The organism is Parablautia muri, assembly GCF_009917485.1.
GTDB lineage: Bacteria > Bacillota > Clostridia > Lachnospirales > Lachnospiraceae > Suilimivivens > Suilimivivens muri.
The window spans coordinates 49946-74477 of the sequence record NZ_QZDT01000015.1 but is presented as its reverse complement, the minus strand read 5'-3'; the positions used below and the strand labels follow the sequence as shown (position 1 = coordinate 74477).

The 24532-nt window shown below is 44.9% G+C and carries 21 protein-coding genes; 6 read left to right on the top strand and 15 right to left on the bottom strand.

Annotation, left to right across the window (positions count from 1 at the left end):
- Positions 1–78: 78 nt before the first annotated feature.
- Positions 79–393 carry a DUF4258 domain-containing protein gene (locus D5281_RS10790; RefSeq protein WP_160560166.1) on the top strand — a complete coding sequence of 105 codons (315 nt, stop codon included), beginning with the start codon at positions 79–81 and terminating at the stop codon, positions 391–393.
- Positions 394–395: 2 nt separating this feature from the next.
- Positions 396–623 carry a YgiT-type zinc finger protein gene (locus tag D5281_RS10785; protein ID WP_160560165.1) on the top strand — a complete coding sequence of 76 codons (228 nt, stop codon included), beginning with the start codon at positions 396–398 and terminating at the stop codon, positions 621–623.
- A 179-nt stretch (positions 624–802) separates the two neighbouring features.
- On the opposite strand, the gene carB is transcribed toward D5281_RS10785, so the two are convergent.
- The 10 genes from carB to D5281_RS10735 form a co-directional block, all read right to left on the bottom strand.
- Positions 803–4027: a carbamoyl-phosphate synthase large subunit gene (gene carB, locus D5281_RS10780; protein WP_160560164.1), complete on the bottom strand. Its 3225-nt coding sequence runs from the start codon at positions 4025–4027 to the stop codon at positions 803–805.
- Positions 4028–4239: 212 nt separating this feature from the next.
- A complete protein-coding gene (locus D5281_RS10775) occupies positions 4240–4920 on the bottom strand; it encodes a polysaccharide deacetylase family protein (protein WP_160560163.1) in 681 nt (226 codons plus the stop codon).
- Between the two features lie 101 nt (positions 4921–5021).
- Complete coding sequence (locus D5281_RS10770; protein ID WP_330584949.1) at positions 5022–5651, bottom strand: metallophosphoesterase family protein; 630 nt, start codon at positions 5649–5651, stop codon at positions 5022–5024.
- 165 nt (positions 5652–5816) lie between these two features.
- Positions 5817–7736 (bottom strand): BMP family ABC transporter substrate-binding protein, encoded by a 1920-nt coding sequence (locus D5281_RS10765; protein WP_160560161.1) that lies wholly within the window; start codon positions 7734–7736, stop codon positions 5817–5819.
- A 260-nt stretch (positions 7737–7996) separates the two neighbouring features.
- A complete protein-coding gene (locus D5281_RS10760) occupies positions 7997–8173 on the bottom strand; it encodes a DUF4250 domain-containing protein (RefSeq protein ID WP_160560160.1) in 177 nt (58 codons plus the stop codon).
- Between the two features lie 29 nt (positions 8174–8202).
- Positions 8203–10791 carry an ATP-dependent chaperone ClpB gene (gene clpB / locus D5281_RS10755; RefSeq protein WP_160560159.1) on the bottom strand — a complete coding sequence of 863 codons (2589 nt, stop codon included), beginning with the start codon at positions 10789–10791 and terminating at the stop codon, positions 8203–8205.
- Positions 10792–10988: 197 nt separating this feature from the next.
- Positions 10989–12350 (bottom strand): MATE family efflux transporter, encoded by a 1362-nt coding sequence (locus D5281_RS10750; RefSeq protein WP_160560158.1) that lies wholly within the window; start codon positions 12348–12350, stop codon positions 10989–10991.
- Positions 12347–13462, bottom strand: coding sequence for an acyltransferase family protein (locus tag D5281_RS10745; protein ID WP_160560157.1), 1116 nt, complete (start codon positions 13460–13462; stop codon positions 12347–12349). The genes D5281_RS10750 and D5281_RS10745 overlap by 4 nt, the downstream gene beginning before the upstream one ends.
- A 116-nt stretch (positions 13463–13578) precedes the next feature.
- Complete coding sequence (locus D5281_RS10740; RefSeq protein WP_160560156.1) at positions 13579–14727, bottom strand: Mbeg1-like protein; 1149 nt, start codon at positions 14725–14727, stop codon at positions 13579–13581.
- Between the two features lie 68 nt (positions 14728–14795).
- The gene (locus D5281_RS10735; protein ID WP_160560155.1) at positions 14796–15923 is read right to left on the bottom strand and encodes a DUF3810 domain-containing protein; all 1128 of its coding nucleotides are present in this window, start codon (positions 15921–15923) and stop codon (positions 14796–14798) included.
- A 198-nt stretch (positions 15924–16121) separates the two neighbouring features.
- Here D5281_RS10735 and D5281_RS10730 point away from each other — a divergent pair, with 198 nt between their 5' ends.
- Positions 16122–17447 (top strand): alanine/glycine:cation symporter family protein, encoded by a 1326-nt coding sequence (locus tag D5281_RS10730; RefSeq protein WP_160560154.1) that lies wholly within the window; start codon positions 16122–16124, stop codon positions 17445–17447.
- Between the two features lie 133 nt (positions 17448–17580).
- Entirely contained in the window at positions 17581–18852 is a 1272-nt protein-coding gene (locus tag D5281_RS10725) for an MATE family efflux transporter (RefSeq protein ID WP_160560153.1), read from the top strand.
- A gap of 127 nt (positions 18853–18979) precedes the next feature.
- Here D5281_RS10725 and D5281_RS10720 read toward each other — a convergent pair whose 3' ends face one another.
- Entirely contained in the window at positions 18980–19990 is a 1011-nt protein-coding gene (locus tag D5281_RS10720; protein ID WP_160560152.1) for a biotin--[acetyl-CoA-carboxylase] ligase, read from the bottom strand.
- Between the two features lie 350 nt (positions 19991–20340).
- On the opposite strand from D5281_RS10720, the gene D5281_RS10715 reads away from it, so the two are divergent.
- Complete coding sequence (locus tag D5281_RS10715) at positions 20341–21075, top strand: peptidoglycan DD-metalloendopeptidase family protein (RefSeq protein ID WP_160560151.1); 735 nt, start codon at positions 20341–20343, stop codon at positions 21073–21075.
- Between the two features lie 102 nt (positions 21076–21177).
- Entirely contained in the window at positions 21178–21642 is a 465-nt protein-coding gene (locus D5281_RS10710) for a bactofilin family protein (RefSeq protein WP_160560150.1), read from the top strand.
- Positions 21643–21760: 118 nt separating this feature from the next.
- On the opposite strand, the gene malQ is transcribed toward D5281_RS10710, so the two are convergent.
- From malQ to D5281_RS26545, 4 genes are all read right to left on the bottom strand, one after another.
- Entirely contained in the window at positions 21761–23263 is a 1503-nt protein-coding gene (gene malQ, locus D5281_RS10705; protein WP_160560149.1) for a 4-alpha-glucanotransferase, read from the bottom strand.
- 109 nt (positions 23264–23372) lie between these two features.
- Complete coding sequence (locus tag D5281_RS10700; protein ID WP_160560148.1) at positions 23373–23705, bottom strand: branched-chain amino acid transporter permease; 333 nt, start codon at positions 23703–23705, stop codon at positions 23373–23375.
- The gene (locus D5281_RS26550) at positions 23698–24051 is read right to left on the bottom strand and encodes an ABC transporter permease family protein (RefSeq protein ID WP_330584945.1); all 354 of its coding nucleotides are present in this window, start codon (positions 24049–24051) and stop codon (positions 23698–23700) included. Before D5281_RS26550 ends, D5281_RS10700 begins: the two co-directional genes overlap by 8 nt.
- On the bottom strand, positions 24044–24409 hold the full coding sequence (locus D5281_RS26545) for an AzlC family ABC transporter permease (RefSeq protein WP_330584944.1): 366 nt from the start codon (positions 24407–24409) through the stop codon (positions 24044–24046). Before D5281_RS26545 ends, D5281_RS26550 begins: the two co-directional genes overlap by 8 nt.
- Between the last annotated feature and the right edge of the window lie 123 nt (positions 24410–24532).

Here is a 24532-nt window from a genome sequence, read left to right as displayed (position 1 = left end):
AATAGTAATTTTTAGTGAATCTTGAAAAAAATATGGGATTTGCTATAATAAGAATATCTCTAGAAAAGTTGGTATAATATGATTACGATAGAACAATTAAAGGCCTTGAACAAACCCGAAAATATAGCGGTAACAGAACATGCCCGAATACGTTTATATGAACGGCATCTTAATATTGATGATATCGTAAACGGCATCAATTCCGGAGAAATCATTAAGCAGTATTCGGATGACAGGCCATTGCCAAGCTGTCTGATATTGGGCTTTTCTGTGAAATCAAAATATATTCACATAGTTGCAAGCTGTGACACAGATTTTATATATCTGATAACTGCATATTTTCCCAATCCCACTATGTGGGAAAATGATTTAAGAACAAGAAAGAGGTGTTAACTATGGTATGTATAGCGTGTGGGGCAAAAGCTGAAAAAGGATACACAACAAGCGTAACGGATTTAGGGAAATGCCTCTTAATTGTTAGAAATGTTCCCTGCTATAAATGTACGGAATGTAATGAAATCATCTACACAGGCGATGTTATCAAGCGTTTAGAACAGCTCACAGAACAAGCAAAACAATTTTCACAGGAAATTTCTATTGTAAACTATAGCAGCGCCGCATAAAAATAGCAGAGCTCCGATTTTTTCTGTATTATGAGAAATCCGCCCTCCTCCAAAGGTGATATGGAATAGGGCGGATTTTTTAACACTAAAAATTCCCAAATCCGGAGCACTTGCCAAATGCAACTGTTCGGAACCATTGTTTGCATTTCATCAAAGTTGGATAAACCTGCTTCATACAATTATTTCTCATAAATTTCCCCATGCAGCTCCTGTAAGGATTTAACTTGGCTGCTTGCGTGGGTTTTCACATAATGAATCCCTTCCGCCGCAACCCTTGCAGCCGCAACGGTGGTAATATAAGGAGCCTTGGCCTTGATTGCCGCCTTGCGCAAATAACTGTCATCATAAATGCTGTCTTTTCCCACAGGGGAATTGATGATCAAATCGAAATCTCCATTGGTAATCATATCCCCCACATTGGGCCGGCCCTCAAAAAGCTTCTTTGCCATCTCGGCCTTGATTCCCGCTTCATTCAAAAGATTGCAGGTTCCTTCCGTTGCCACAATTTTGAATCCGTCTCCTGCAAGGCTTCTGGCAACCTCCACCACTTCGTCCTTGTCCTTTTTGTTCACGGAAATGAGCACTGTCCCCTCAACAGGCAGCTTTGACTGCACTGCCTCCTGGGCCTTATAATAGGCTTCGCCATAGGAACTCGACATGCCAAGGGCTTCACCGGTGGAACGCATCTCCGGACCTAAAATGGGGTCAACCTCCGGGAACATATTGAAAGGAAATACCGCTTCTTTTACCCCATAGTTGGGAATCACCTGTTCTTTCATATTCGAAATTGGGGAAGGGCGTCCCGTCATTTCAGAGGTAATAATATCCGTTGCAAGATGTACCATACGGATATTGCAGACTTTTGAGACCAGCGGCACCGTCCGGGAGGCTCTGGGATTTGCCTCAAGCACAAATACCTTTCCGTTTTCAATCGCGTACTGCATATTCATAAGCCCTTTAACATGCATCTTTGCCGCTATCCTTTTCGTGTATTCCTTAATGGTCTTAACCAGTTCATCCGGAATATGCACGGAGGGAATGATACATGCCGAGTCGCCGGAATGGATGCCTGCAAGCTCTATGTGCTCCATAACGGCCGGCACGAAAACCCTCTCCCCATCGCTGATGGCATCCGCCTCGCATTCCATGGCATGGCTTAAAAACCGGTCAATCAAAATAGGCCTGTCCGGTGTGACACCCACCGCCGCATTCATGTACTCTGTCATGCTCTCATCATCATAAACCACCTCCATGCCTCTGCCCCCTAACACATAGGAAGGGCGCACCATGACTGGATAACCGATTTTCTTTGCAATGGCAAGGGCTTCTTCCACATTGACCGCCATCCCTGATTCCGGCATGGGAATTTCCAGCTTTTCCATCATTTCACGGAACTGATCCCGGTCCTCCGCAAGGTCAATGACAGAAGGAGAAGTGCCTAAAATCTTTACCCCATTCTTTTCCAGATCTGATGCCAGATTTAAAGGCGTCTGTCCGCCAAACTGGGCAATCACCCCCAGAGGCTTTTCTTTTTTATAAATGCTTAAAACGTCCTCAAGGGTCAAAGGTTCAAAATACAGCTTGTCCGAAACATCATAATCCGTTGACACGGTTTCCGGGTTACAGTTTACAATAATGGTCTCAAAACCCAACTTTTTAAGGGCTATGGAGGCATGTACACAGCAATAATCAAACTCAATTCCCTGACCAATACGGTTAGGCCCGCCGCCCAAAATCATGATCTTGGGCTTGTCCGCACTGACAGGATTTGCATCCGGTGCGTTGTAGGTGGAGTAATAATAAGCGCTGTTTTCCGTTCCGCTCACATGCACGCCCTCCCAGGCCTCCTCCACCCCCAGCTCAAGGCGCTTATCGCGGATTTCTTCTTCAGGGATTTCAAGCAGCTGACTTAAATACTTATCGGAAAATCCATCTTTTTTGGCGGTAATCAGCATTTCATCCGCAGGCAGCCCTCCTTTGAATCTGATAAGGGCTTCTTCTTCCTCCACCAGCTCCTTCATCTGTTCGATAAAGTAAGCCTTCACCTTGGTAATCTCGTAAATTTCCTCTACGCTTGCTCCTTTGCGCAGGGCCTCATACATCAGGAAATGCCGCTCGCTTGAAGGCGTGATCAGTCTTTGGAGCAGTTCTTCCTTTGATAAAGTATCAAAATCCTTGGCATGCCCCAATCCATACCGGCCTGTTTCCAGGGAGCGGATCGCCTTTTGGAAAGCCTCTTTATAAGTCTTTCCAATGCTCATAACCTCGCCCACAGCGCGCATCTGGGTTCCTAACTTGTCCTCCACCTTCTTAAACTTCTCAAACGCCCAGCGGGCAAACTTAATCACCACATAATCGCCATCCGGTACATATTTATCCAATGTCCCGTACTTACCGCAGGGAATATCCTTTAAGGTAAGGCCTGCTGCCAGCATAGCGGAAACAAGGGCGATAGGAAAACCGGTCGCTTTGGACGCCAGCGCCGAAGAACGGGAGGTACGGGGATTGATCTCAATTACGATAATACGGTCGCTTACCGGGTCATGGGCAAACTGTACGTTGGTTCCACCGATTACCTGCACGGATTCCACAATCTTATAGGCCTGCTCCTGCAATCTCTTTTGGCATTCCCCGGAAATCGTCAGCATAGGCGCTGAGCAGAAAGAGTCCCCCGTATGCACGCCAAGGGGGTCGATATTTTCTATAAAGCAGACTGTGATGATATTGTTATCTGCATCCCGGACCACCTCCAGCTCTAATTCTTCCCAACCTAAAATGGATTCTTCCACCAAAACCTGTCCTACCAGGCTTGCCTGCAAGCCTCTTGCACATACCACCTTTAATTCTTCCTTATTATAAACCAGGCCGCCCCCGGCTCCGCCCATGGTATAAGCCGGACGCAGGACCACCGGATATCCCAGCTTTTCAGCAATAGAAAGGGCCTCCTCCACAGAATAGGCAACCTCGCTGCGTGCCATTTCAATCCCTAGGCTGTTCATGGTCTTTTTGAACTCTATGCGGTCTTCTCCCCGCTCAATGGCATCCACCTGCACACCAATTACCTTCACGTTATATTTGTCCAGAACTCCTGCGTTATATAGTTCCGCGCACAAATTAAGCCCCGATTGTCCTCCCAAGTTAGGAAGAAGTGCATCTGGGCGTTCCTTTTCAATAATCTGTGTCAGCCGCTCTACGTTAAGCGGCTCAATATAAGTCACATCTGCTGTTTCCGGGTCTGTCATGATGGTTGCCGGATTAGAATTGACCAATACGATCTCATATCCCAGCTTTTTAAGAGCCTTACACGCCTGGGTCCCCGAATAATCAAACTCACAGGCCTGTCCAATGATAATAGGCCCCGAACCAATAATTAAAACCTTATGAATATCTGTTCTTTTCGGCATAAACATCCTCCATTCTTATTAAGCCGCAAATTTTATCCGTACGCTTTTTCTGCTACTGTGCTCCATTTTAACATTACAAGAAGAAACTGTAAATAAATAACTTATAAGTGCAGCTGACTTTTGGTAACTATTCGTTACTTTTCACGGGTCAGGAATGCGCATTTACTGCGCATTCCGTGAGAACATGTTCCATAGGAACAAGCATCAGCTCTTTAATCAAATAAAAGTTCATCCACCGTAACAAACTCATACCCTTCCTTCTGCAGCTGGTCCACAATTTTAAGCGCCGCCGTTACCGTGCTTTTATATTGGTCGTGCATCAGGATAATCTCATTTTCGTCAGCCTTAGCGCAGACCGTATCCACAATACAGGATACATTGTTGCTGCACCAGTCAAGGGGGTCAATGGTCCACAGCACCGGAAACATATTAAGCTCCTTTTCAAATTCCTTGTTCCAGCTGCCATAGGGCGGCCTTACATAAATGGTATCCTCCCCGGTTACCTGCTTAATGGCTTCGTTGGTCTTTATGATTTCTTCCTTGAAGCTCTCTGTGTTTTTGGAGGTAAGCTGGGTATGGTTGTAGGTGTGATTCCCTATCAGGTGACCATCCTCATATATTTTTTTTACAATCTCCGGATATTCCTCCACATTTTTCCCGGTTATAAAAAAGGTGGCCTTGGCATCCCGCTCCTTTAGCCCCTTAAGAAGCTGCTCCGTATAATATGGATGTGGGCCATCGTCAAAGGTAAGCGCTATCTTACGCCCATCCTTATCTTCCGAAAGCTTCCCCATTGTAGGAATGATTTGCTGACGCGCTACGCCATAAATGCACAGGGCCGCCAACATGATAAGCAGGAGGATACAGGCCAAAATTCTTTTTTTTAAATGCATATAAAAAAGTCTTCTTCCCCGTCTCTTACTTCTATTTATATGCCATCTTTAAGCCGCCATGCATTCATTTGTTGTGAAAATCATTGGCAGTAGTTCAGCCATCACCAATGCTCTATCAGATGTTCCCTTGGGTTATCGTCCTCAAAGTCAAACAAACATTTTTCAAAGGCATTGATCACATGGGTGTCCTGATATTTGTCATACCGCTTATGCTGCCTTCCATAAGACATATGCACATGTCCGTGGAGAAAATATTTCGGCCGGTATTTTTCAATCAAAGTCCGAAACACCTGAAAGCCCTGGTGGGGAAGGTCTCTCCCATCGTTTAACTGATAAGCCGGCGCGTGGGTCACAAGGATATCAAAGCCACCCTTTCTAAACAGCTGAAACCACAGCTTTGCCACCCGCTGGCGCATCTGCCGTTCCGTATACTGATTCGTTCCCGTATTATAACGCATGGAACCGCCCAGCCCCAAAATCCGAATCCCTTCATGGACATAAATCCGGTCTTCTATGCAGATACAGCCGTCAGGTGGAATTTTCTCATATTTTCCATCATGGTTCCCATGCACATACAAAACCGGCACGTTGGTTAAAGTCACCAAAAAAGAAAGGTAACGCGGATCCAAATCGCCGCAGGAAATAATCAAATCAATTCCTTCTATTTTGCTCTTATCGAAATGATCCCACAAAGATTTCGATTCTTCATCCGCAATTACCAATATCTTCACGCTAACCTCCATGATTCCGCTTTGCGGAATCTCAAATCAGAATGAAAAATGCCGCCGCTTTGTGGCGGCATAAATCTGTATGGAGAATGCCAGTATTTGGGCATTCTCTGAAACATGAAGCAACCCTTAGGCGGCGTTTTTGAAGCCTTGGAGTTGTTTCCTGTTTTATTCATTGGTCCCAGCCGTATTTTTTACGCCCTGCTGTTTGATAACAGGTTCGGCCTGCTCTTTTAGTTCTTCCATTTTGGGTATCGAGCCAATTACATTTTCCGCCAGCCAATCCATGGTCATAATTTCCTCCGGCGAAAGACTCCTGTTCGGGTCATCTACTACTATGCCCGTTTGCGAATACAAAATACCGGAAAACGGATTGAAAGCCTCTGCGCTAATGGTTGTTTTTAAAAGCTCAATCAACCGCTTCGTGCCGATAGGCAGGTTTTGGGAACAGATTACATCTATCACGCCCGCCGACATGCCCCACCAATAATTGATGGCCTTTACCTGTGAAGAATCATCATCATATTTCCATTTTCCTTCCATTATCGTCCGTATCAGCCGTTCATAAAACTTTCCCCAATGACACAGTGGCATTGCAAGATTCCTGGGGTTCTCCCCATCCATATGGTAAATACCAAAATACCGGGAAGCCTCCTCGGGAATCACCATGTCCTTTCCTGAAACGCAGGATGCGCCTGTCTCCCTGATCCTTTCATCTATATCCGTCCCCTTTTTGGAGGACCATTCCAGATAAACCTGCGCCCGCGGGTTGATCATCTTCGCACCTAAAGCAAAGGCATTGATATTTGCAATCGATCCATAAATAGGATAATCCTCTATATAAACCATGCGGCTGTTCTCCGCCATGGCGCCGGCAATGGCCCCCATCAGGAATTTTGCCTCGTGGGTCCGCGGATAATATGTGCGAATATACCGATGAGAAGTATTCAGGGAACAGTTCAGAATCCGCACATCCGGATTTGCAATAGCGGCCTTTACACTGGCCTGCACAAAAGCAGGGGTGGTTGTAAAAATCAGGTTGCATCCTGCCTTTATGGCATCCTCCAGCTGGGCATCTATGTTTTCCTGGGTGACATTTTCATAAAATATGGTGCTGGCCTCATCCGGAAATGTCTGCTCTAAATAAAGCCTTCCAAGCTCATGGGCATACGTCCATGCGGAAGTCCCCGGGGTCTTCTCATAAATAAATGCTATCTTAAGCTTGGACGGGCCTAAAGGGATAAGCAGGCTCAGCAGAGGCTTTTTCTCCTCATTTGGCTTCATCTTAAGGTCAATCTCCTGCTCCTGGCCAAGAATCTCAAATTCTTCCCAGCTCTTGGCAATCAGCTCTTTTATCTCGTTGGTGGTCTTTTCCTCAATCGCGTTATATCCATACAAGGTAATAAACGCCAAGAAAGCATCCCCCGGCGTGTTTCGCAGCTTACCGCCGCCCTTTGCCTTATATTCCGAGCTAAACCGCGTATAGACCGCGCTAAAATCAAGTAAATCCTCCTCCGTCCACACTTCATCCGGCTCTTTTCCCACAGCCTCCTGAAGCTTCGCAAAGCTCCCCTCCTGGGAAAACCAAATATAATTAATGGGAGCCTTTTGATAGAAATTCATAAATTCATAATAAATCTTATTTTCCTTATCGTCCGTGCGGTTTGGTACAATACGAATCACATTCCCCGGAATGGAGACCACCTCAAAGTACTTCATAACACTGACCCGCTTGTTGCCTTCTTCCACATAAAACTTGTTCATATATTCGTAAGCCTTAATGGGGTCCCTGATTCCCTCCTCCACATGGCTGGTGCTCAGGCTCGCCCATTTACTGGCAAATTCGCTGCCCTCCTGGAGGATAGGCATAAAGTTCCCTGCAAAGGAATTGCTTCTGCCAACCGTTTTCGTTCCCACAATCTGCTCTGCCGGAATCTGCACGATTCCCAGCGGCTGCTCATAATAAGCGCCCTTCTGAGGCATAATATCATCTAATACCTCAAGTGTAGGCTTTTCCCCGCGCAGCAAACGCATCTGGTAATCCTTTTTTCCTGATTTTAACGCTTTATTATAATCTTCTCTTCCCATATCTCTCCTCCCGCTTTAAGCTCCTATACCGCCAAAGGCGGTACAAACACAACATATCGTTCAACCAAAAATTGGAATATTTCGCAACAGTTCTGTCCAGTCTTCGTAACATTATAGGGAAGAACCCCGTTAAATGCAAGAAAAGAAAGCGAAATATTTCCTAAAACCCAAAGATATGTATAAATAAATGAGGCGTACATGGAATATACGCCTCATTCATTTGTGTACACGCAACAGCAATCCCTCTCTCTGAACACTCTCTAAACAAACTGATTACGCTCACTGTCATAGATATAACCTATACTTTTCAGTTTTTCTTCTATTTCGCTTTTACTGACATCCATGTCATCACACATGACATCCAAGTTGGAATAGAAATCACGGAGTTTTAAGTTTACATAACTCAACAACATATTAGGGTCTTTCGGTATCTGCATCTTCTCCTCCATTCTTGTCCCTGGTCAGCTTACCCTTCCTTTACTTCTGCTGCCAGCTCATCCTTCTTTACCACAATGAAAATCGTATCTCCCTGCCGAACCTGATCTGCCAAAATCAATTTGGCCGAAAGTGTCTCCACATACTTTTGGATATAGCGCTTTAAGGGTCTTGCACCGTAAACCGGGTCGTAAGCCTGCTCCACAATAAACTCTTCCGCCTCCTTGGTAAGCTCCACTGTCAGCTCTCTGTCTGAAAGTCTCCTGTTTAAATCCTTTATGATCAATCTGATAATTCCACTGATATTTTCCTTGGACAAAGGCTTAAACAGAATCATCTCATCCAACCGGTTCAGAAATTCAGGCCTGAAATGAGCGCGCAGGTCATTCATAACCATTTTTTCAGCATCTTCATTTATATGACCTTCCTGGTCAATTCCGTCCAGAAGATAGGATGCGCCAATATTGGAGGTCATAATCAAAATCGTGTTTTTAAAGTCCACGGTACGTCCCTGCGAGTCTGTAATACGCCCGTCATCTAGCACCTGCAGCAGCACATTAAACACATCGGGATGCGCTTTTTCAATCTCGTCAAAGAGCACAACCGAATAAGGCTTTCTTCTGACCGCTTCGGTTAACTGACCGCCTTCTTCATATCCCACGTATCCGGGAGGCGCCCCAATCAATCTGGACACAGAATATTTCTCCATATACTCACTCATATCAATCCGGACCATATTGTTTTCATCATCAAACAGGGAGAAGGCAAGGGATTTGGCAAGCTCTGTCTTACCCACCCCCGTAGGCCCCAAAAACAGGAACGAGCCGATGGGCTTGGTGGGGTCTTTGATTCCCGCCTTGGAGCGGATAATCGCCTCCGTTACCTTGGTGACGCCTTCCTCCTGTCCCACTACCCGCTTATGCAGCTCCTCATCTAAATGCAGCGTTTTATTCCGCTCGCTTTCTGTCAGCTTTGCCACCGGAATCCCAGTCCATCTGGATATGATCTTCGCGATTTCCTCCTCCGAGACACTCTCATGCACCAGGGATAAATCCTTCTTTTTCACCTGTTCTTCTTCCGCCTCCAGCTGCTTTTTCAGAGCAGGTAGTTTGCTGTAGCTTAACTCCGCCGCTTTTTCATAGTCCCCTTCCCGCTGGGCTATCTCTATCTGACTGCCCACCGCATCAATTTCTTCACGCAGCTTCGAGAGCCTTTCAACGGAGGTCTTTTCATTCTCCCACTGGGCTTTACGGTTGTTGAGCTCCTCCTTTAACTCAGCCAGTTCCTTCTGCAAATCCGCCAACCGCTCTTGACTTATTCGGTCGTCCTCCTTTTTCAAGGCCGTTTCCTCTATTTCCATCTGCATAGCCCGGCGCTGCAGTTCATCCAGCTCGGTAGGCATAGAATCCAGCTCCGTCTTAATAAGCGCACAGGCTTCATCCACCAGGTCAATTGCCTTATCCGGCAGGAAACGGTCTGAAATATAACGGTTAGAAAGGACAGCCGCACTTACCAGCGCATTGTCCATAATCTTTACGCCGTGGTACACCTCATAGCGCTCCTTCAATCCTCTCAAAATGGAAATCGTATCCTCTACCGTAGGTTCGCTCACCATAACAGGCTGGAACCTTCTCTCCAGGGCAGCGTCCTTTTCGATGTACTGTCTGTATTCGTCTAAGGTGGTAGCGCCGATACAGTGGAGCTCTCCCCTTGCCAGCATAGGCTTTAGCATATTTCCCGCATCCAGGGCGCCGTCTGTTTTCCCGGCTCCCACTATGGTATGAAGCTCATCTATAAAAAGAATAATTTGTCCATCGCTGTTTTTCACATCCTCCAAGACAGCCTTCAAACGTTCCTCAAATTCTCCTCTGTACTTGGCTCCTGCAACCAAAGCTCCCATGTCAAGGGCAAATATCTTTTTATCCTTAAGGCCCTGGGGTACATCTCCCCGCACAATACGCTGGGCAAGGCCTTCCACCACCGCAGTTTTGCCTACACCCGGTTCTCCAATCAGCACAGGATTGTTCTTGGTCTTCCTGGAAAGGATGCGGATAATATTTCTTATCTCACTATCTCTGCCGATGACAGGGTCCAGCTTTTGCTCCTTTGCCTTTTCCACCAGCTCCTGCCCATACTTGGCCAATGTGTCATAGGTGGCCTCGGGATTGTCGGAAGTAACCCTCTGATTGCCCCTTACCGTGGAAAGGGCCTGCAAAAAGCGTTCCCTTGTAATGCCGAACTCCCGGAACAGCTCTTTGATTGCCCTGTTGGGATGCTTAATCATTGCAAGGAATAAATGCTCCACAGACACATATTCGTCAGAGAGCGTCCTCGCCTCATCTTCTGCGGAAACCAGCACTTTATTCAGATCCTGCCCCACGTGTACCTGGCCTCCCTGCACCTTCACTCTCCGGCTTAGTGCTTCCTCCACCTTATTTAAGAAGTACTGGGTGTTAATTTCCATTTTTTCAACTAATTTTAAAATCAGGCTGTCGTCAATGGTCAGCAGGCTGTATAGAAGGTGCTCCTGCTCAATTTCCTGATTGCCGTATTCATATGCAAGCTTCTCGCAGCCTTCTACGGCTTGCATGGATTTTTGTGTAAATTTTGATATATTCATAAACACTCCTCTCTGCCTTTACCATAAGTAAATGCCTGTTTTTCTATATAGCTAAATACAGTTAAATTGAAAGCCGGTCCTGCCGGACTGATACCTGAATTTATCTTAATATATAAAAAAATATTTACTTACAGTATATCCAGCTTATTTCTTACTTATTTTTGTCCCCTTGTTATAGTATGAATATAACACTTTTATTAGCACTCGTCAATAGTGAGTGCTAATATTTTTTGTTTTTTCCTGTAATACACATAAAATCCAACACAAATAAGCGCTGACAGCAAAGAACCAAGGGGCGCCGCCCACCCCATTGGATAAAGCGAATCCTGAAAGAACCTGCTCGCCAGCCAGGCTCCGGGAATACGGACGAGTATAATTGCAGCTATATTATGAATAAAAGATACCATGGATTTCTGATTACCACAAAAATACCCGCTAAAGCAAAAATGCACTGCCGCAAATGCACAGTCAAAGGCATATGACCGCAGATACTCACAACCTGCCAAAAGAACAGCCTCATCCCTGGTAAAGATTCCCACCAGTGTGTGTGGCAGGAATTGATTGTAAAGCGCACACAAAAGTCCCCAGCTCACCGTAATAATCAGACTATAATACAGTGACCTTTTGGCCCTCTGTGGTTTGTTCGCTCCCATATTCTGTGCCGTGATGGTGGAAATTGCGGACAAAAATGCGGAAGGCACCAGAAACATGAACCCAATCAGCTTTTCCACGATTCCTACTGCTGCCGATACAATCAGTCCCCGACTATTGGCAATCACAGTAATCACAATAAACGCAACCTGGATGAAACCATCCTGCATGGCAACAGGCGTTCCCACCTTCAGAATCCTGGAAATCACTTCCCTGTCCACTCGAAAGTTCTCTCTGCCCACCCTAAATCCCAGGTTTTGTCTTCGTATCACCAGGAGAGAAACCACTACGCTCACTGCCTGTCCACAGACCGTACCAAGGGCGGCGCCAGCGGCGCCCAAGCCGCACATACCAATAAATACGAAATCCAGCACGACATTTGTCACACAGGCTGCCGCCACGAAATACATAGGTCTTTTGGAATCGCCCGTTCCACGAAAAATGCCGCTGATTACATTGTAGGCGACAATAAACGGAACCCCTGCAAAACAAATCAGCAGATAAGTTTTCGTCTCCTCCACTGCTTCCCCCGGCGTTAACATAACTTTAACAATCGGCGCCGTGCACAAAAGCAGCGCTGCTGTTACCAGGGCTGCGAACACGGAAAAAAATACAGTCGATGTTCCTACCGTATCTGCAGCCGACTTTTCATCCCTGGCTCCCACACACTGTCCAATCTGTACCGTGGTTCCCATAACAAATCCTATGATAATGACTGTCAGCATATGCATCACCTGACTGCCTATGGATACCGCAGTCGTTGTCTTAGAACCATTATACACTCCCACCACAAACAAATCCGCCATCCCGTAAAAGGTCTGCATAAAGCTGGATAAAAGATAAGGCAGGGCAAACAGAATGAGATTTCTCCCCACGCTTCCCTGTGTTAAGTCGTTCTTTTCCTTCATTTTCGTTCTCCACTTCCGTACTTAATATTCATTTTCAATTTTATCACGCCTTTTTCTATCAAAAGCGGCACGCCAATTCCGGCCAGCAGAAATATCCACTTACTTCCCTCTGTTCCTCCTGCCAAATATACGTATCCAATATCATAAAAAAACATTTCTCTGTCGAACTCTTTGCACAAGGGTGTTAACAGACTGCACAGATAGAATGCTCCATTCACCAGCACAAACACCGCCGCATGATGCATCATAATAGAATATGTATTCCTCCCAATATAGACTAACTTCTCTGAAATATTAGGAACCGAACCAATTATCTTTGCGATTCTCAGCCAAAATGCAATTCCTGTCATCACCGTAAGATAGGGCACCACCGGACCATTGGCAAAACTTCCAACCCACACTGCGCCAAATGCAAGTCCTGCACAAAAAATAGAAATGAAAACCTGGGCTCCTATCACGATTAGAAAATAGATTCCATCTGGCAACGTATCATGGATTTCCAGCTTTTCCCTGTAAATTCTTCCCATTTGAAAGCCCGGTAGCATAAGCAAAAGTCTTCCCGGAAGTTTATACAGCCCCCAGACATGTCCTCCAATTGCCAGCTGTACCGTTACCATCCCCAGAAGCAAACATACTGCTAAGATAAGCCACTCATTTTTCAAATGAAGGATTTCCAGAGCTTTCCGCATCACCACATTTATTATTTCAATCAAAAACAGCGCCGGAACAAACCATGCCGAAAAATTGTATAAAAATTGGTGTCCATCTAAAAAAGGAGAAAGGAAAAGTGTTTTAAAAGACAGGTTTTCTCCGAAAGAAAAGCCTACCTTGTGAAGTACTTGTGCCAATATTCCATAAAACAGATTCCACAAAAAGTAAGGAACCATTAATGTGACACACTTTTTTAAAATATATCCAACGATATCCTCCTGCGCCTGTTCCTTGTAAAAGTATCCCGATACAAATAAAAAAATGAACACATGAAAAGAATAGTATGGAAATAATCCGCCTATATCCAGCAGGTTATATCCCAAATGTCCAACCACCACTAAAATAATGCCCAATGCGGACAAAATCCTAAACTGCCTGTTCTCCCCTGTATTTGTTTTCATCTTTATACCCTCCGCATATCGCAGGCTTTGCTTGCGATACTGCCGCCAATAAAGAGTTTGGAAGTTTACTTCCAAACGTTACGCCCCCTGCTGCTTTTGTAAATTGGAATGCACCTTCAAGAGTCAATGTCCGATCGGAATATTTCTTCCTTTTTAAGATGCCATCCTTGCGCTTTTACATTTTCGAATAAGATCTGAAAAAATAACTGTATTGTCTTTTGGATTCCTTTTTTGGTCTCCTCGTCCACCTCTTTAGCCGCCAGCATTACATTTTGCACACACTTTTTCCAGTCCGCCTCAAATTCAAACACATTGGAGACCTGCGCTGCTGACACTATCTCATACAAGGTATCTACAAATAAATGAGTCTGCTCCTCGGTAAGTGAAAGAATCCATTCATTTAAAGCAACATCGCGCAGAACCTTAGCACCGGTTCTATTTTTCGCCCGAACGAAAGCGCCATCCTCCACCTTCCAGCTGTAGGTATTATGTTGGAACAATCCTATTCCCCAGCTTTCAATCACCTCATAATCACTTTCCTCCTCCAAAATCATCCCTACAAGGGAAGCTCTGGGAATAAACTTAGTTATTCTGTCTGAAATTGCCCGAAAATTCCCCTGAGCCTTAATTTCCGGCCGGAATCCTGGACCGTCATGATTAAAAATCCGGAGCAGTTTTGCCCTCGTCTCATCCTTGCAGTTCATAGCCCCGTATACCGCCAGGTTGCCTCCTTTAGAGTGGCCGCCCGAATAATAACCTGTATATCGATCACTTGCCATCTCACCGGTCACCTGCTCCATATATTCTACTGCCAGGTACTGGCTGCGCAACGGCTTTGAAAATGCAAGGTTTAAGTCTTCCTTCCACCCCACAATGGTTGCATCCGTTCCACGATACGCAATATAAACCTTTCCGTCTTCAAGAAAATAGGACATGGCCGAAAACTGGGTCTGCTGTTCTTCATCAATCACATTGATGTAATAATTCATTTTCATCCGGCTAAATCTTGCTGACTTTGCCACTACCTCAAAAAGCTCCCTGTTATTTTCTTTATACCAGTAATCCTCTAAAATCTGCTCCCACTGGGGGTCTTCCCAAATACTGCCAATACTTACAGGCGCGCTTTTTTCACTGAAAGCCGGTACATACTGCTCATAGTTTAGATAAACCAGCTGACATAAGACCAGGCTATCTACCTCGTTAAAGGTTTTTTCCGAGAAAGTATATTTACCCCATTTTTTTACATAACCAATCAAATTTTCCATAACTGCCACCTTTTACCTTATCCATCATATTCCAAAGTCAAAATTACACAGGGACCAATTGATAATCCTTAATATAACTTCCCATCATAATACTGCAAAAGCAGCTTCACCACACGGCTATAACTGATTGTACCATCCGCCACACCATTTAAAGTCAATGTGGTATCCAAAAAAGTGTCCGCGGCCTGTTTCACTGTTTCTGTTTTCAGCACTGCCTTTTTCTCCACCTGTTCCCAGGCTTCGTTCGTAAGGAATTTCTTATCTGCCGCCACCTGAGCGGAAATCTGTGGATGAGAGCGATAAATTTCTTCCTCCTCACCGATTGCTTTCACAAAGTCCCTGTCCAGATAACCGATTACACTTAAATAAGCGCTATAGCGAAACAGCGGATCTTCCGAGTCCACGCAAGCCAGATATCCGATAAAATTAGCTTCGTCCTCCAATATAAAGCCCTTTAAATGGGAAAGCTCATGGCACATGGTAACCGGAACATTTGTGATATACATCTGTCTGTTATAGTTTGCCTCCATAGAAAAAGGAAAATAGTACCCCATAATATACTGCTGACTGTAAAACCCTGATAAAGCCAGTTTCTTTGGCCTTGGGTAATACCCTTCCAGATTACTGAATTTCTCTCCCAGTCTTCTCATTTCCTCCCTGGCCTTTTGTTCCAGATTCTCCTCATAAAGCAAATACCCATTCTCATCCCGCTCAAACTCCGGCGCTAAAGCGTTGGCATTTATCACCACATAGTCCCGCAGCGCAGCAATCTCCTCCGGCCCGTATTCCTTATCCGGCCTGCCGCCAATTTCAAATCTCACATTTACAGTTCTGGCCTGGTAAAGCAAAAAACAGTTAAGTGTCATGACCACACACACAATACCGAACACCCAGTACAAGAAAAAGGCATATTTCCGGTAGCCTGTCTTAAAAATCTCCGGTAACTTTTTCCCAAACAGGGCATAAATAATTCCCCCTATCAACAAGAGAAACACAAGTAAAACTGCCAGATACAGCATCCATTCCCCTACGGAAAATGGGAAAATTCCCGTGAAACGTCCATAGGTTTCCGCCCAAAGGGGAAAAATAGTATCTACATAAAAATCCGTAAATCCCTGCCATACCCTTCCTGTGATATTCAGTAATATTGCAAATAAAACCAACCATGCCGGTATCCATTTTTTCCAGCCCTTCAATTTCTTTATCCTCTCTCGGAATCCTCTATTTTCTGTTTCTATAAAAAATGCTATAACAATTCAACTAGAATAAAAACGCATATCCTCCGCCCTAAGCTACTATAATTAATAGTAAAATATCCAAAGGCAACGCGCCTGGTGCACCATCGGCAGGATCCGATACAAATTTTGCCAGACAGTGTACCAGATAGGAAATCTATGCAGGCAGTTCTAAATTTTATTCAATCTACCAATCAATTTTTATGGAGCGGTCCTCTTTTATTTCTGCTAATGGGTACACATCTTTATTTTACCATGAAACTCCATTTTCCGCAGAAAAATATTTTAAAAGCCATCCATCTTTCCGTAACCCCCAAAAGCTCTGTGGACGGAAACAACCTTTCTGTCTTTGCAACCCTCTCCACTACGCTTGCCGCCACCTTAGGCACCGGCAATATCATAGGCGTATCCACCGCCGTTGCCTTGGGAGGCCCCGGCGCTATTTTCTGGTGCTGGATTACCGGCATTCTCGGCATGGCGACCACTTACGCGGAATGCTTTTTAAGCGTCCGCTTTAGGAACCGCACGCAAAACGGCACCTATCAGGGAGGCCCTATGTATATGTGGCAAAATGGTTTACATAATGTTGCCGTAGGGAAATTTTACGGCCTGCTTACATTAATTGCCGCTTTTGGCGTAGGATGCACCACCCAGTCCAATTCCATCACCCAGACCACCTCCATAAGCTTTGGCTTAAATCCTCATATTGCAGGATTTCTTGCAGCCATTCTGGCAGGCCTTGTGATTGTGGGCGGCATCCGCTCTATTGGAAATGTCTGTATGAAAATCGTACCCTTTTTGGGAATCCTTTATACAGCCAGCTGTATATTTCTTCTCTTAAGGAACCGTGAAGCCTTTTTACCTGCCATACATCTTATTCTTTCTCATGCCTTAGCACCCAGGGCGGCCATTGGCGGCGCAGCAGGCTCCTCCCTTATGCTCACGGCCCGCTATGGCATTGCAAGAGGTCTTTTTACAAATGAAGCCGGAATCGGCACTGCCGCAATCACTGCCGCCGCATCCGAAACCAGCCACCCTGCCTGTCAGGCCTACGTCTCCATGACCGCTGTATTTTGGGATACTGTGGTAATGTGTCTTTTAAGCGGTCTGGTTATCGTGACAAACATGCTTCTTCACCCTGAATCCACCCTAAATGTAAATGAAGCAGGGCTTACCGATGCTGCCTTTTCTTACCTTCCCTTTTTTGGAAATACATTTTTATCCCTCTGCCTAATCGCCTTCGCCATCACCACCCTGATTGGCTGGTCCTATCTGGGCGAACAGGCCTACTGCTACTTGACCGGCAACAAGGGAATCTTTCTATACAAAGTAGCCTATATTGTAATGATTTACATAGGCGCCGTCCTTCCCTTAAACCTGGTATGGGAATGCACAGATTTAATCAACGCCTTCATGGTCCTTCCCAATGTAGCGGCATTATTCCTTTTGCAAAAATACTTGTGTTATCAGGTACCGGACTCGTAACAGTCCGGCCCGGTACCAACCGCAAAATTCTTTTCATCCCCTTGCTTCTTTTCTGCACATCCACTATAATACTGTATCAAACACCTCAGGGTGAGAAATATTTTGCAGATGCTGCAGGAACAGGAGATTCATCATGAGAAAGAAATACATGGGATATATTTTCCCATCCATGCTTTCCTTTTTGTTAACAGGTATATATTCCATCGTTGATGGTATTTTCGTAGGCAGGGCCATGGGAGATCCGGGTCTTGCCGCTATTAATATTGCCTGGCCTTTGGTTGCCCTTATCATTTCTTTAGGTACGGGAATCGGCATGGGCGCTGCGGTAATCGTTTCCCTGAATAACGGCGCTGGAGATGAAAAAAAAGCAGCAAAGTCAGACGGCAATGCTCTTTTTCTGCTCTTTACAGGCTCTCTTATACTGACACTTGCTCTTTGGCTGTTTGGCACACCGTTTCTTTGGCTGCTTGGGGCAAAGGATGCGCTTCTTCCCCTGGCGCGTACCTACCTTCGGTTAATCCTTTTGGGCGGCATAATCCAGGTATTTGCCTCCGGCATGGTGCCCCTTATGCGTAATCGGGGGGCGTCCTTTTATGCCATGTGCGCCATGGCGCTTGGTTGCATTTCCAACATCTTGCTTGACTATTTCTTTGTGCTGGTCTTAGATCTTAAGCTTATGGGCGCTGCACTGGCTACCGTCCTTGGGCAGGTACTCACGCTGATTTTGTGCATTGCTTTTTATGTCAAAAAGAAAAACCGCATTGCTTTTAGCAATATACGTCCCGATAAAAGAACGATCCTTTCCATACTGAAAGTGGCCTTATCCCCCTTTGGGCTGACCTACCTGCCCTCCGTCACCATTATCTTTATGAATCTACAGGCTTTAAAATACGGAGGTGAAGAAGCAGTCAGCGCTTACGCGGTACTGGCTTACATAATCTCCTTTATGGAGCTTTTAGTTCAGGGAATCGGCGATGGCAGCCAGCCCTTACTTTCCTTAAGCCAGGGCAAAGGTGATAAGCAAAGCCTTAAGCTCTATACCAAATGGACTTTTTCTCTGGGGATAGGATTTGGCCTTATGGGCGCTATTATTTTTGTGCTGGTAAGGAATCTTTTGCCTGCTTTTTACGGCACTTCCCCCGGGGCCGGCGCCTACATCATTTATGCCACTCCCGCTTTTGCGCTGGTTATGGCCCTTTACGGACTGACCAAGCCCGCAGTTTCTTATTTTTATGCAACCCACCGGGTGGTGCGCTCCAGCCTTTTGGTATATGGAGAAATTGCCCTTACCCTGCTTTTCATCTTTGTATTGCCACTTTTCATGGGACTTGACGGCGTCTGGTATACCATTCCTTCCGTTCAGGCGATTCTGGGAATTTGCTGTATCCTCTTTTTAAGGAAATAAACCTGCCATTTTGTTTTTTGTTGCCGCGCTTTGCGAAGCTTGCTTATCTTAATAACAAATTCAGACAGGATGCACATCTAGCTGTGCATCCTGTCTGAACTTTAAAATTAGATTTGGGATAAAATTTTCATTCTACCTTAACACTAATCTCTCCGCTGGAGAGCTTCTCTACCACACCATCCTCATACTGAACCTCCAAACGGCATTCATCATCTATTCCAATCGCCCTGGCAAATTCTCGCTCCGGTCCCTTTTCCGCCTTCTCAGACACTCCTTCCGGTACAAGAATACGGACTTTTTTTCCAATGACAAAAGAACGTTTCCGGTATTCTTCCAGATAATCCTTTCCCGGAAATGCCTGGTAATATTTCATGAAATTCACCAAAAATTCTACTGCCAGCCGGTTTCGCAGATTTTCTCTTGAAAGATCATTGGTAAATACCGCCCCTGCTACATCCTTAAGCTCCGTTGGAAACCCTTCCGCCGGCTCATAAAGATTGATTCCGATCCCCACAATCACGTATTCCAGCTTGCCTTCCTCTAAGGACGCGGAACCTTCCGTTAAAATCCCCGATATCTTTTTGCCCCGCATCCATAAGTCATTGACCCATTTAATCTGCACCGCTTCTCCGGCAACCTTTTCAATTGCCTGGGCGGCAGCTACTGCGGTCAGCGTAGTCAGCATCGTGCCTCCCTCCGGCGTTGCGTCCGGGTGAAGCAGCAGGCTTAAGTAAATGCCCGTCCCCTCCGGCGAATAGAAGGAACGTCCTCTGCGGCCTCTCCCGGCGCTCTGCTCCTCCGCCAGCAAAACCATATCCTGCTTTTTCCCTGCCGTAACATACTGCTTTAATACATTGTTTGTAGAATCTACCATTTTTCCTACCCGGATTTCCAACGGAATCCCATTTTCCCTCAGCTTCTGTGCAATAAAAGCAGCAGAAAGCATATCCGGCGCTTTTTTAAGGGTATATCCTTTATTGTTTATGGCCTCAATACCATAACCATCTTTTTGCAGGGATTTGACTGCTTTCCAGACGCTGGCCCTGGTTACGGAAAGCAAATCTGCGATTTCCTGACCGGAAAAAAAATCCCCCCGATGATTTTCTAACAATAACAGCACCTCATCCTTTACGACCATACCTGACCCTCCATACAGCCAATTACCCTCTGGTTGAATCAGCCGCTTGAATTTGCTTACAACTTATACTCTCCCTCTAAAAGTATAACGAAATTTTAATACAATGTAAAGTTTTTCAGACAATTAAATTTTTCACGTTAATATTCGAATATTAGTCGAAATTCACAGATAATATATTCTGTTTTGTCAAACTTTGAATACTTTTAGATTATTTTTCATTTTTTTGGGTTCGAAATCTGACTTCACAATCTTGTCAAAAAGGTGTATAATCGTAAGGAATATTTACTTGTGGGCTGTGCCTGCGGTACTGAACAATAAACCGCCGTAAAACGGCAGAATGGAAATCAATTATGAAACAGCAAAGACATAAGCGCAGGGAATCTTTTTCTGTACTCCTTATCTCTAATGTGGATAGGAGCAGCAAGCAATTCAATATTTCCCTTACCTTCATTCGCCTGATTTTCTTCCTGATACTCCTTATTCTGGCTGTGATCGGGTTGCTGACTTTTTTGTTCCTTTCCGGAAACAAAGAGCTGAGCGCACTTCGTGCGCAATTAGATTCCCAGGCGAAACTGGTAGTACAATTGAATACCGAAAAGGATACCCTTGACAATGAAATCCAGGCACTGCGGGCAGAAAACAACGATCTGCGGCAGGTGTCAAAAATTATTACAACGAAAAGAGAAGAGGCTGCAGCGCAGGAAGCCCCTGCCAGCAATCCACTTCCCACACTTTTTCCTTCTTCAGGCTCAGGCATCCTGATTGAAACTTATTCTGAAGATCGCCCTTACCTTTCAATCAACACCCACTCAGAGGGTAAAATTGTTGCGACAGGTGACGGTACGGTTGTTACAGTCGGCTCTGACGATACCTATCCGCTCATCCTTGAAATAGAACACGAGAATGGCTACATGACACGCTATATGTGCGGCCAGGACGTGCAAGTTCAAACTGAGGAAGGAGCACAGGTGCTGGCCGGAGATCTTTTATGCACCGTTACCACAGATGATACCCAATTGGACTATCAAATCTTCTTAAACGGAGATGCAATAGATCCGCTTAGTATCATCGACGCAAAAGGATAAAAGGTGGAAACTGTGAAAAAGAAATAAATTTCTTAAACTTTTTCACAGAAAAATTTGTGCTGGCGCCCAAATTTGCAAGCGTTGGCAGAATGGAGGAATACTATGTTAGGAAAAAGCAAGAAGGCATCTTCCTCAGAAGATGCTCGGACAAACGTAAACACAATTATTGGGGAAGGCGCAGTCTTTGACGGCAACTTAAGCGCACCGGAAACCATCCGTATAGACGGAATTATTAATGGTAATTGTACATGTGAAAAGAAACTGATTCTTGGTGCTAATGGACAAATTAAAGGAAACATTTATGCTCAGGATTTAGTCATCTCCGGAAAGGTGGATGGTGACATTTCCGCTACTGGAAAATTAGAGCTTCTTTCCACAGGAAAAATAAACGGCAATATTATTGCAAGGTCTCTTGTGATTGATGAGAATGCTAGTTTTGATGGCAGATGTACCATGGCTGTGTCACTGCCGGATCATGCTTCTAATGATAATCCTGCCACTGAAGAAAAGACAGATGAAAAAACAAATGAAAAAGAAACATCTGAGCGTGAACATAGAAAACATTAAAAACACAACGGCGAATCGTTTGTTTTGCAGCATAACATATTTTGTAATGAGAATCATGATACTTTGTAAAACAACTAAGCAAAGATGGGGCTGCCAATCAGGCAGCCCCATCTTTGTCTTAAATGCATCGTCCATAAGTCACTGTTAATTTCTTTATCTCCTCTAACAGTTGGTCCGTAATTTCTCCTTCCCGCAAGCGCCACTTCCAGTTCTTCCCTAAAGTTGATGGGGTGTTCATCCTTGCCTTATTTGTATACCCCAGATAATCCTGGATTGGAATAATACACGTATTCGCCACACTGCGCATAGCCAGGCAAATCATCTCTTTATAAATCATGTTATCCGCAACCTGATCGTTATGAATGTACTCCCTAACCATCCGCCGTTCTTTGGCAGTAATCTTTTTAAACCAGGAACACAGGGTTTCATTGTCGTGGGTTCCTGTATATACCACACAGTTCCTGTCATAATTATGGGGAAGATAATCGCTGGCGCTTCCCGTATCTCTGCTGTCAAAGGCAAATTCAAGCACCTTCATGTTGGGAAATCCGCTTTCCCTTACAAGCCAGCGCACGGAATCTGTTATGAAACCAAGATCCTCTGCTATAATATTCTTCTGGCCAATCCTTGCACGAACCGTATGGAACAAATCCATTCCCGGCCCCTTTTCCCAATGTCCGCGCTCAGCCGTGGTATCTCCATAGGGAATAGAATAATACTCGTCAAAGCCTCTGAAATGATCAATCCTCACCACATCATACAACTCAAAACAGACGCTAAGCCGCCTGATCCACCAATCATACCCCTGATTTTTATGGTAATCCCAGCGGTATAAAGGATTTCCCCACAACTGCCCTGTTCTTGCAAAAGCATCCGGCGGACAGCCTGCAACCGCCAACGGCATGTTTTCCTCATCTAACTGAAAAAGCGCAGGACTTGCCCATGTGTCCGCACTGTCAAAAGCAACATAAATCGGAATATCCCCAATGATGCTGATCCCCTGTTCGTTCGCATAGGCTTTCAGCTCTATCCACTGCTGCCTGAATTTAAACTGAATATATTTATAAAACTCAATATCAAAGTATAATTCCTTCCGGTAATAATCCAGAGCATTGTTCCATCTGAATCTGATATCCTCCGCCCACTCAACCCAGCTTTTTCCTCCAAAGCAGTCCTTCATCGCCATAAACAGCGCATAATCGTCAAGCCACCAGCTATGCTCCTCACAAAACCGCCGGAATTCCGGATTTTCAAAAATTTTACTCCGCTCATACGCTTTTCTAAGAAGCTTAAAACGTTCCTTATACAGCTTTCCATAATCTACAGATGCAGGTCTGCTTCCAAAATCCACACTGTCACACTCGTCCTTATCAAGCACCCCTTCCTCAATCAGCGCCTCTAAACTGATAAAATAAGGATTCCCGGCGAAAGTGGAAAAAGACTGATAAGGTGAATCCCCATAGCTTGTAGGCCCCAGAGGCAAAATCTGCCAGTAGCTTTGTCCCGCCGCCTTTAGTTGATCAACAAATGTATAAGCGCTTTTTGAAAAACATCCAATCCCATACTTTGAAGGCAGACTGCTGACTGGAAGCAGTATGCCACTTGCCCTTCTTTCCCCCATAATATCCTCCTTTGCCCTATGGGCATAGCCTGTAAACATAGCCTGCAGGCATTCATTTTCTACAGCAACATGTTCTTTTCATACTAAAACAATTCCTACTTGGAATAACTCATACGCGAAATACCACCTGCACAAGCAGCATATAGATAATCGTGCCAAGTGCAATGCTAAGCAGCGTATTCCTTTTCCATAAATGCAACAATACGACCGCTCCTACCCCGAGAATTTCAGGCAGGCCATGTGGCGCCGCTAAAAGCTGTACACCGCGAAGGCAATATACAACCAGCATCCCGATAATTGCATAGGGCAACACCTCCGACAGATATTGAATAAAAGCAGATGTCTTTTTCTTTCCTCCAAAAACAAGAAAAGGCAATCCGCGCAAAAGCAAAGTGACCAGAGCGGTCACTACCACTACTAACCTGGAATGTATGCTATGCATTTGTATCACCGCCTTTTTCCTTTTCGTCCTGCTTACTGACAAGTCTTCCTCTCAAAACCGTAAGCGTTATTGTGATGGTAAGCATGGAAGGAATCAGAAAGCCTTCTGCACCAAAAATCAAAAGGCAGATGAAAGATGCTCCTATGCCAATTAAGGCACTTAAATGGTTAGAGGTTCCCTTCCACTGCTCAATCAATACCACAATAAACAGAGCCGTCATGGAAAACTCAATCCCTGCTGTATTAAAAGTAAGCAGACTTCCTATCAGGGAACCGGCCACACTGCCTGTAATCCAATAGCTTTGGTTTAACAAAGAAACGAAAAAAAAGTACCGATTCTTATCCACCCCCCTCCGGCACATCCCCACTACAGACAAGAGAATAGGTTTCATCCGTAAGTGCAAAGACAAGGTAAGGCTTTTTCGCACCTGTCTCCTTATACCTATCTATCATAGAAATACCATAAAAAAGATGCCTTGCATTAACCATTAAAGTCATTAATGCTGTTGCAAGCAGCGAAGCACCGCCTGCAAGCAAATCAACTGCAACATATTGCATAGAACCGGCATAAATGAAAAGACTCATACAAAAAGCCCACCCTGCGCCGTATCCTTTAGCCTCGAGAAGTATTCCAAATCCCATTCCCAATACCAGATAACCTGCCATCACGGGAAGGGAACGTTTAAATGCATATCTGATGTTCATCTGCCACTTTTACCCTGCCGTATTTATCATATTAATTTCTATGCTTCCAGCGGCCCACCTCTTTGGGCACAGGCACAAATTATAATGTGTAAAATTATTTTTCACATTATTAATTATAAGAAT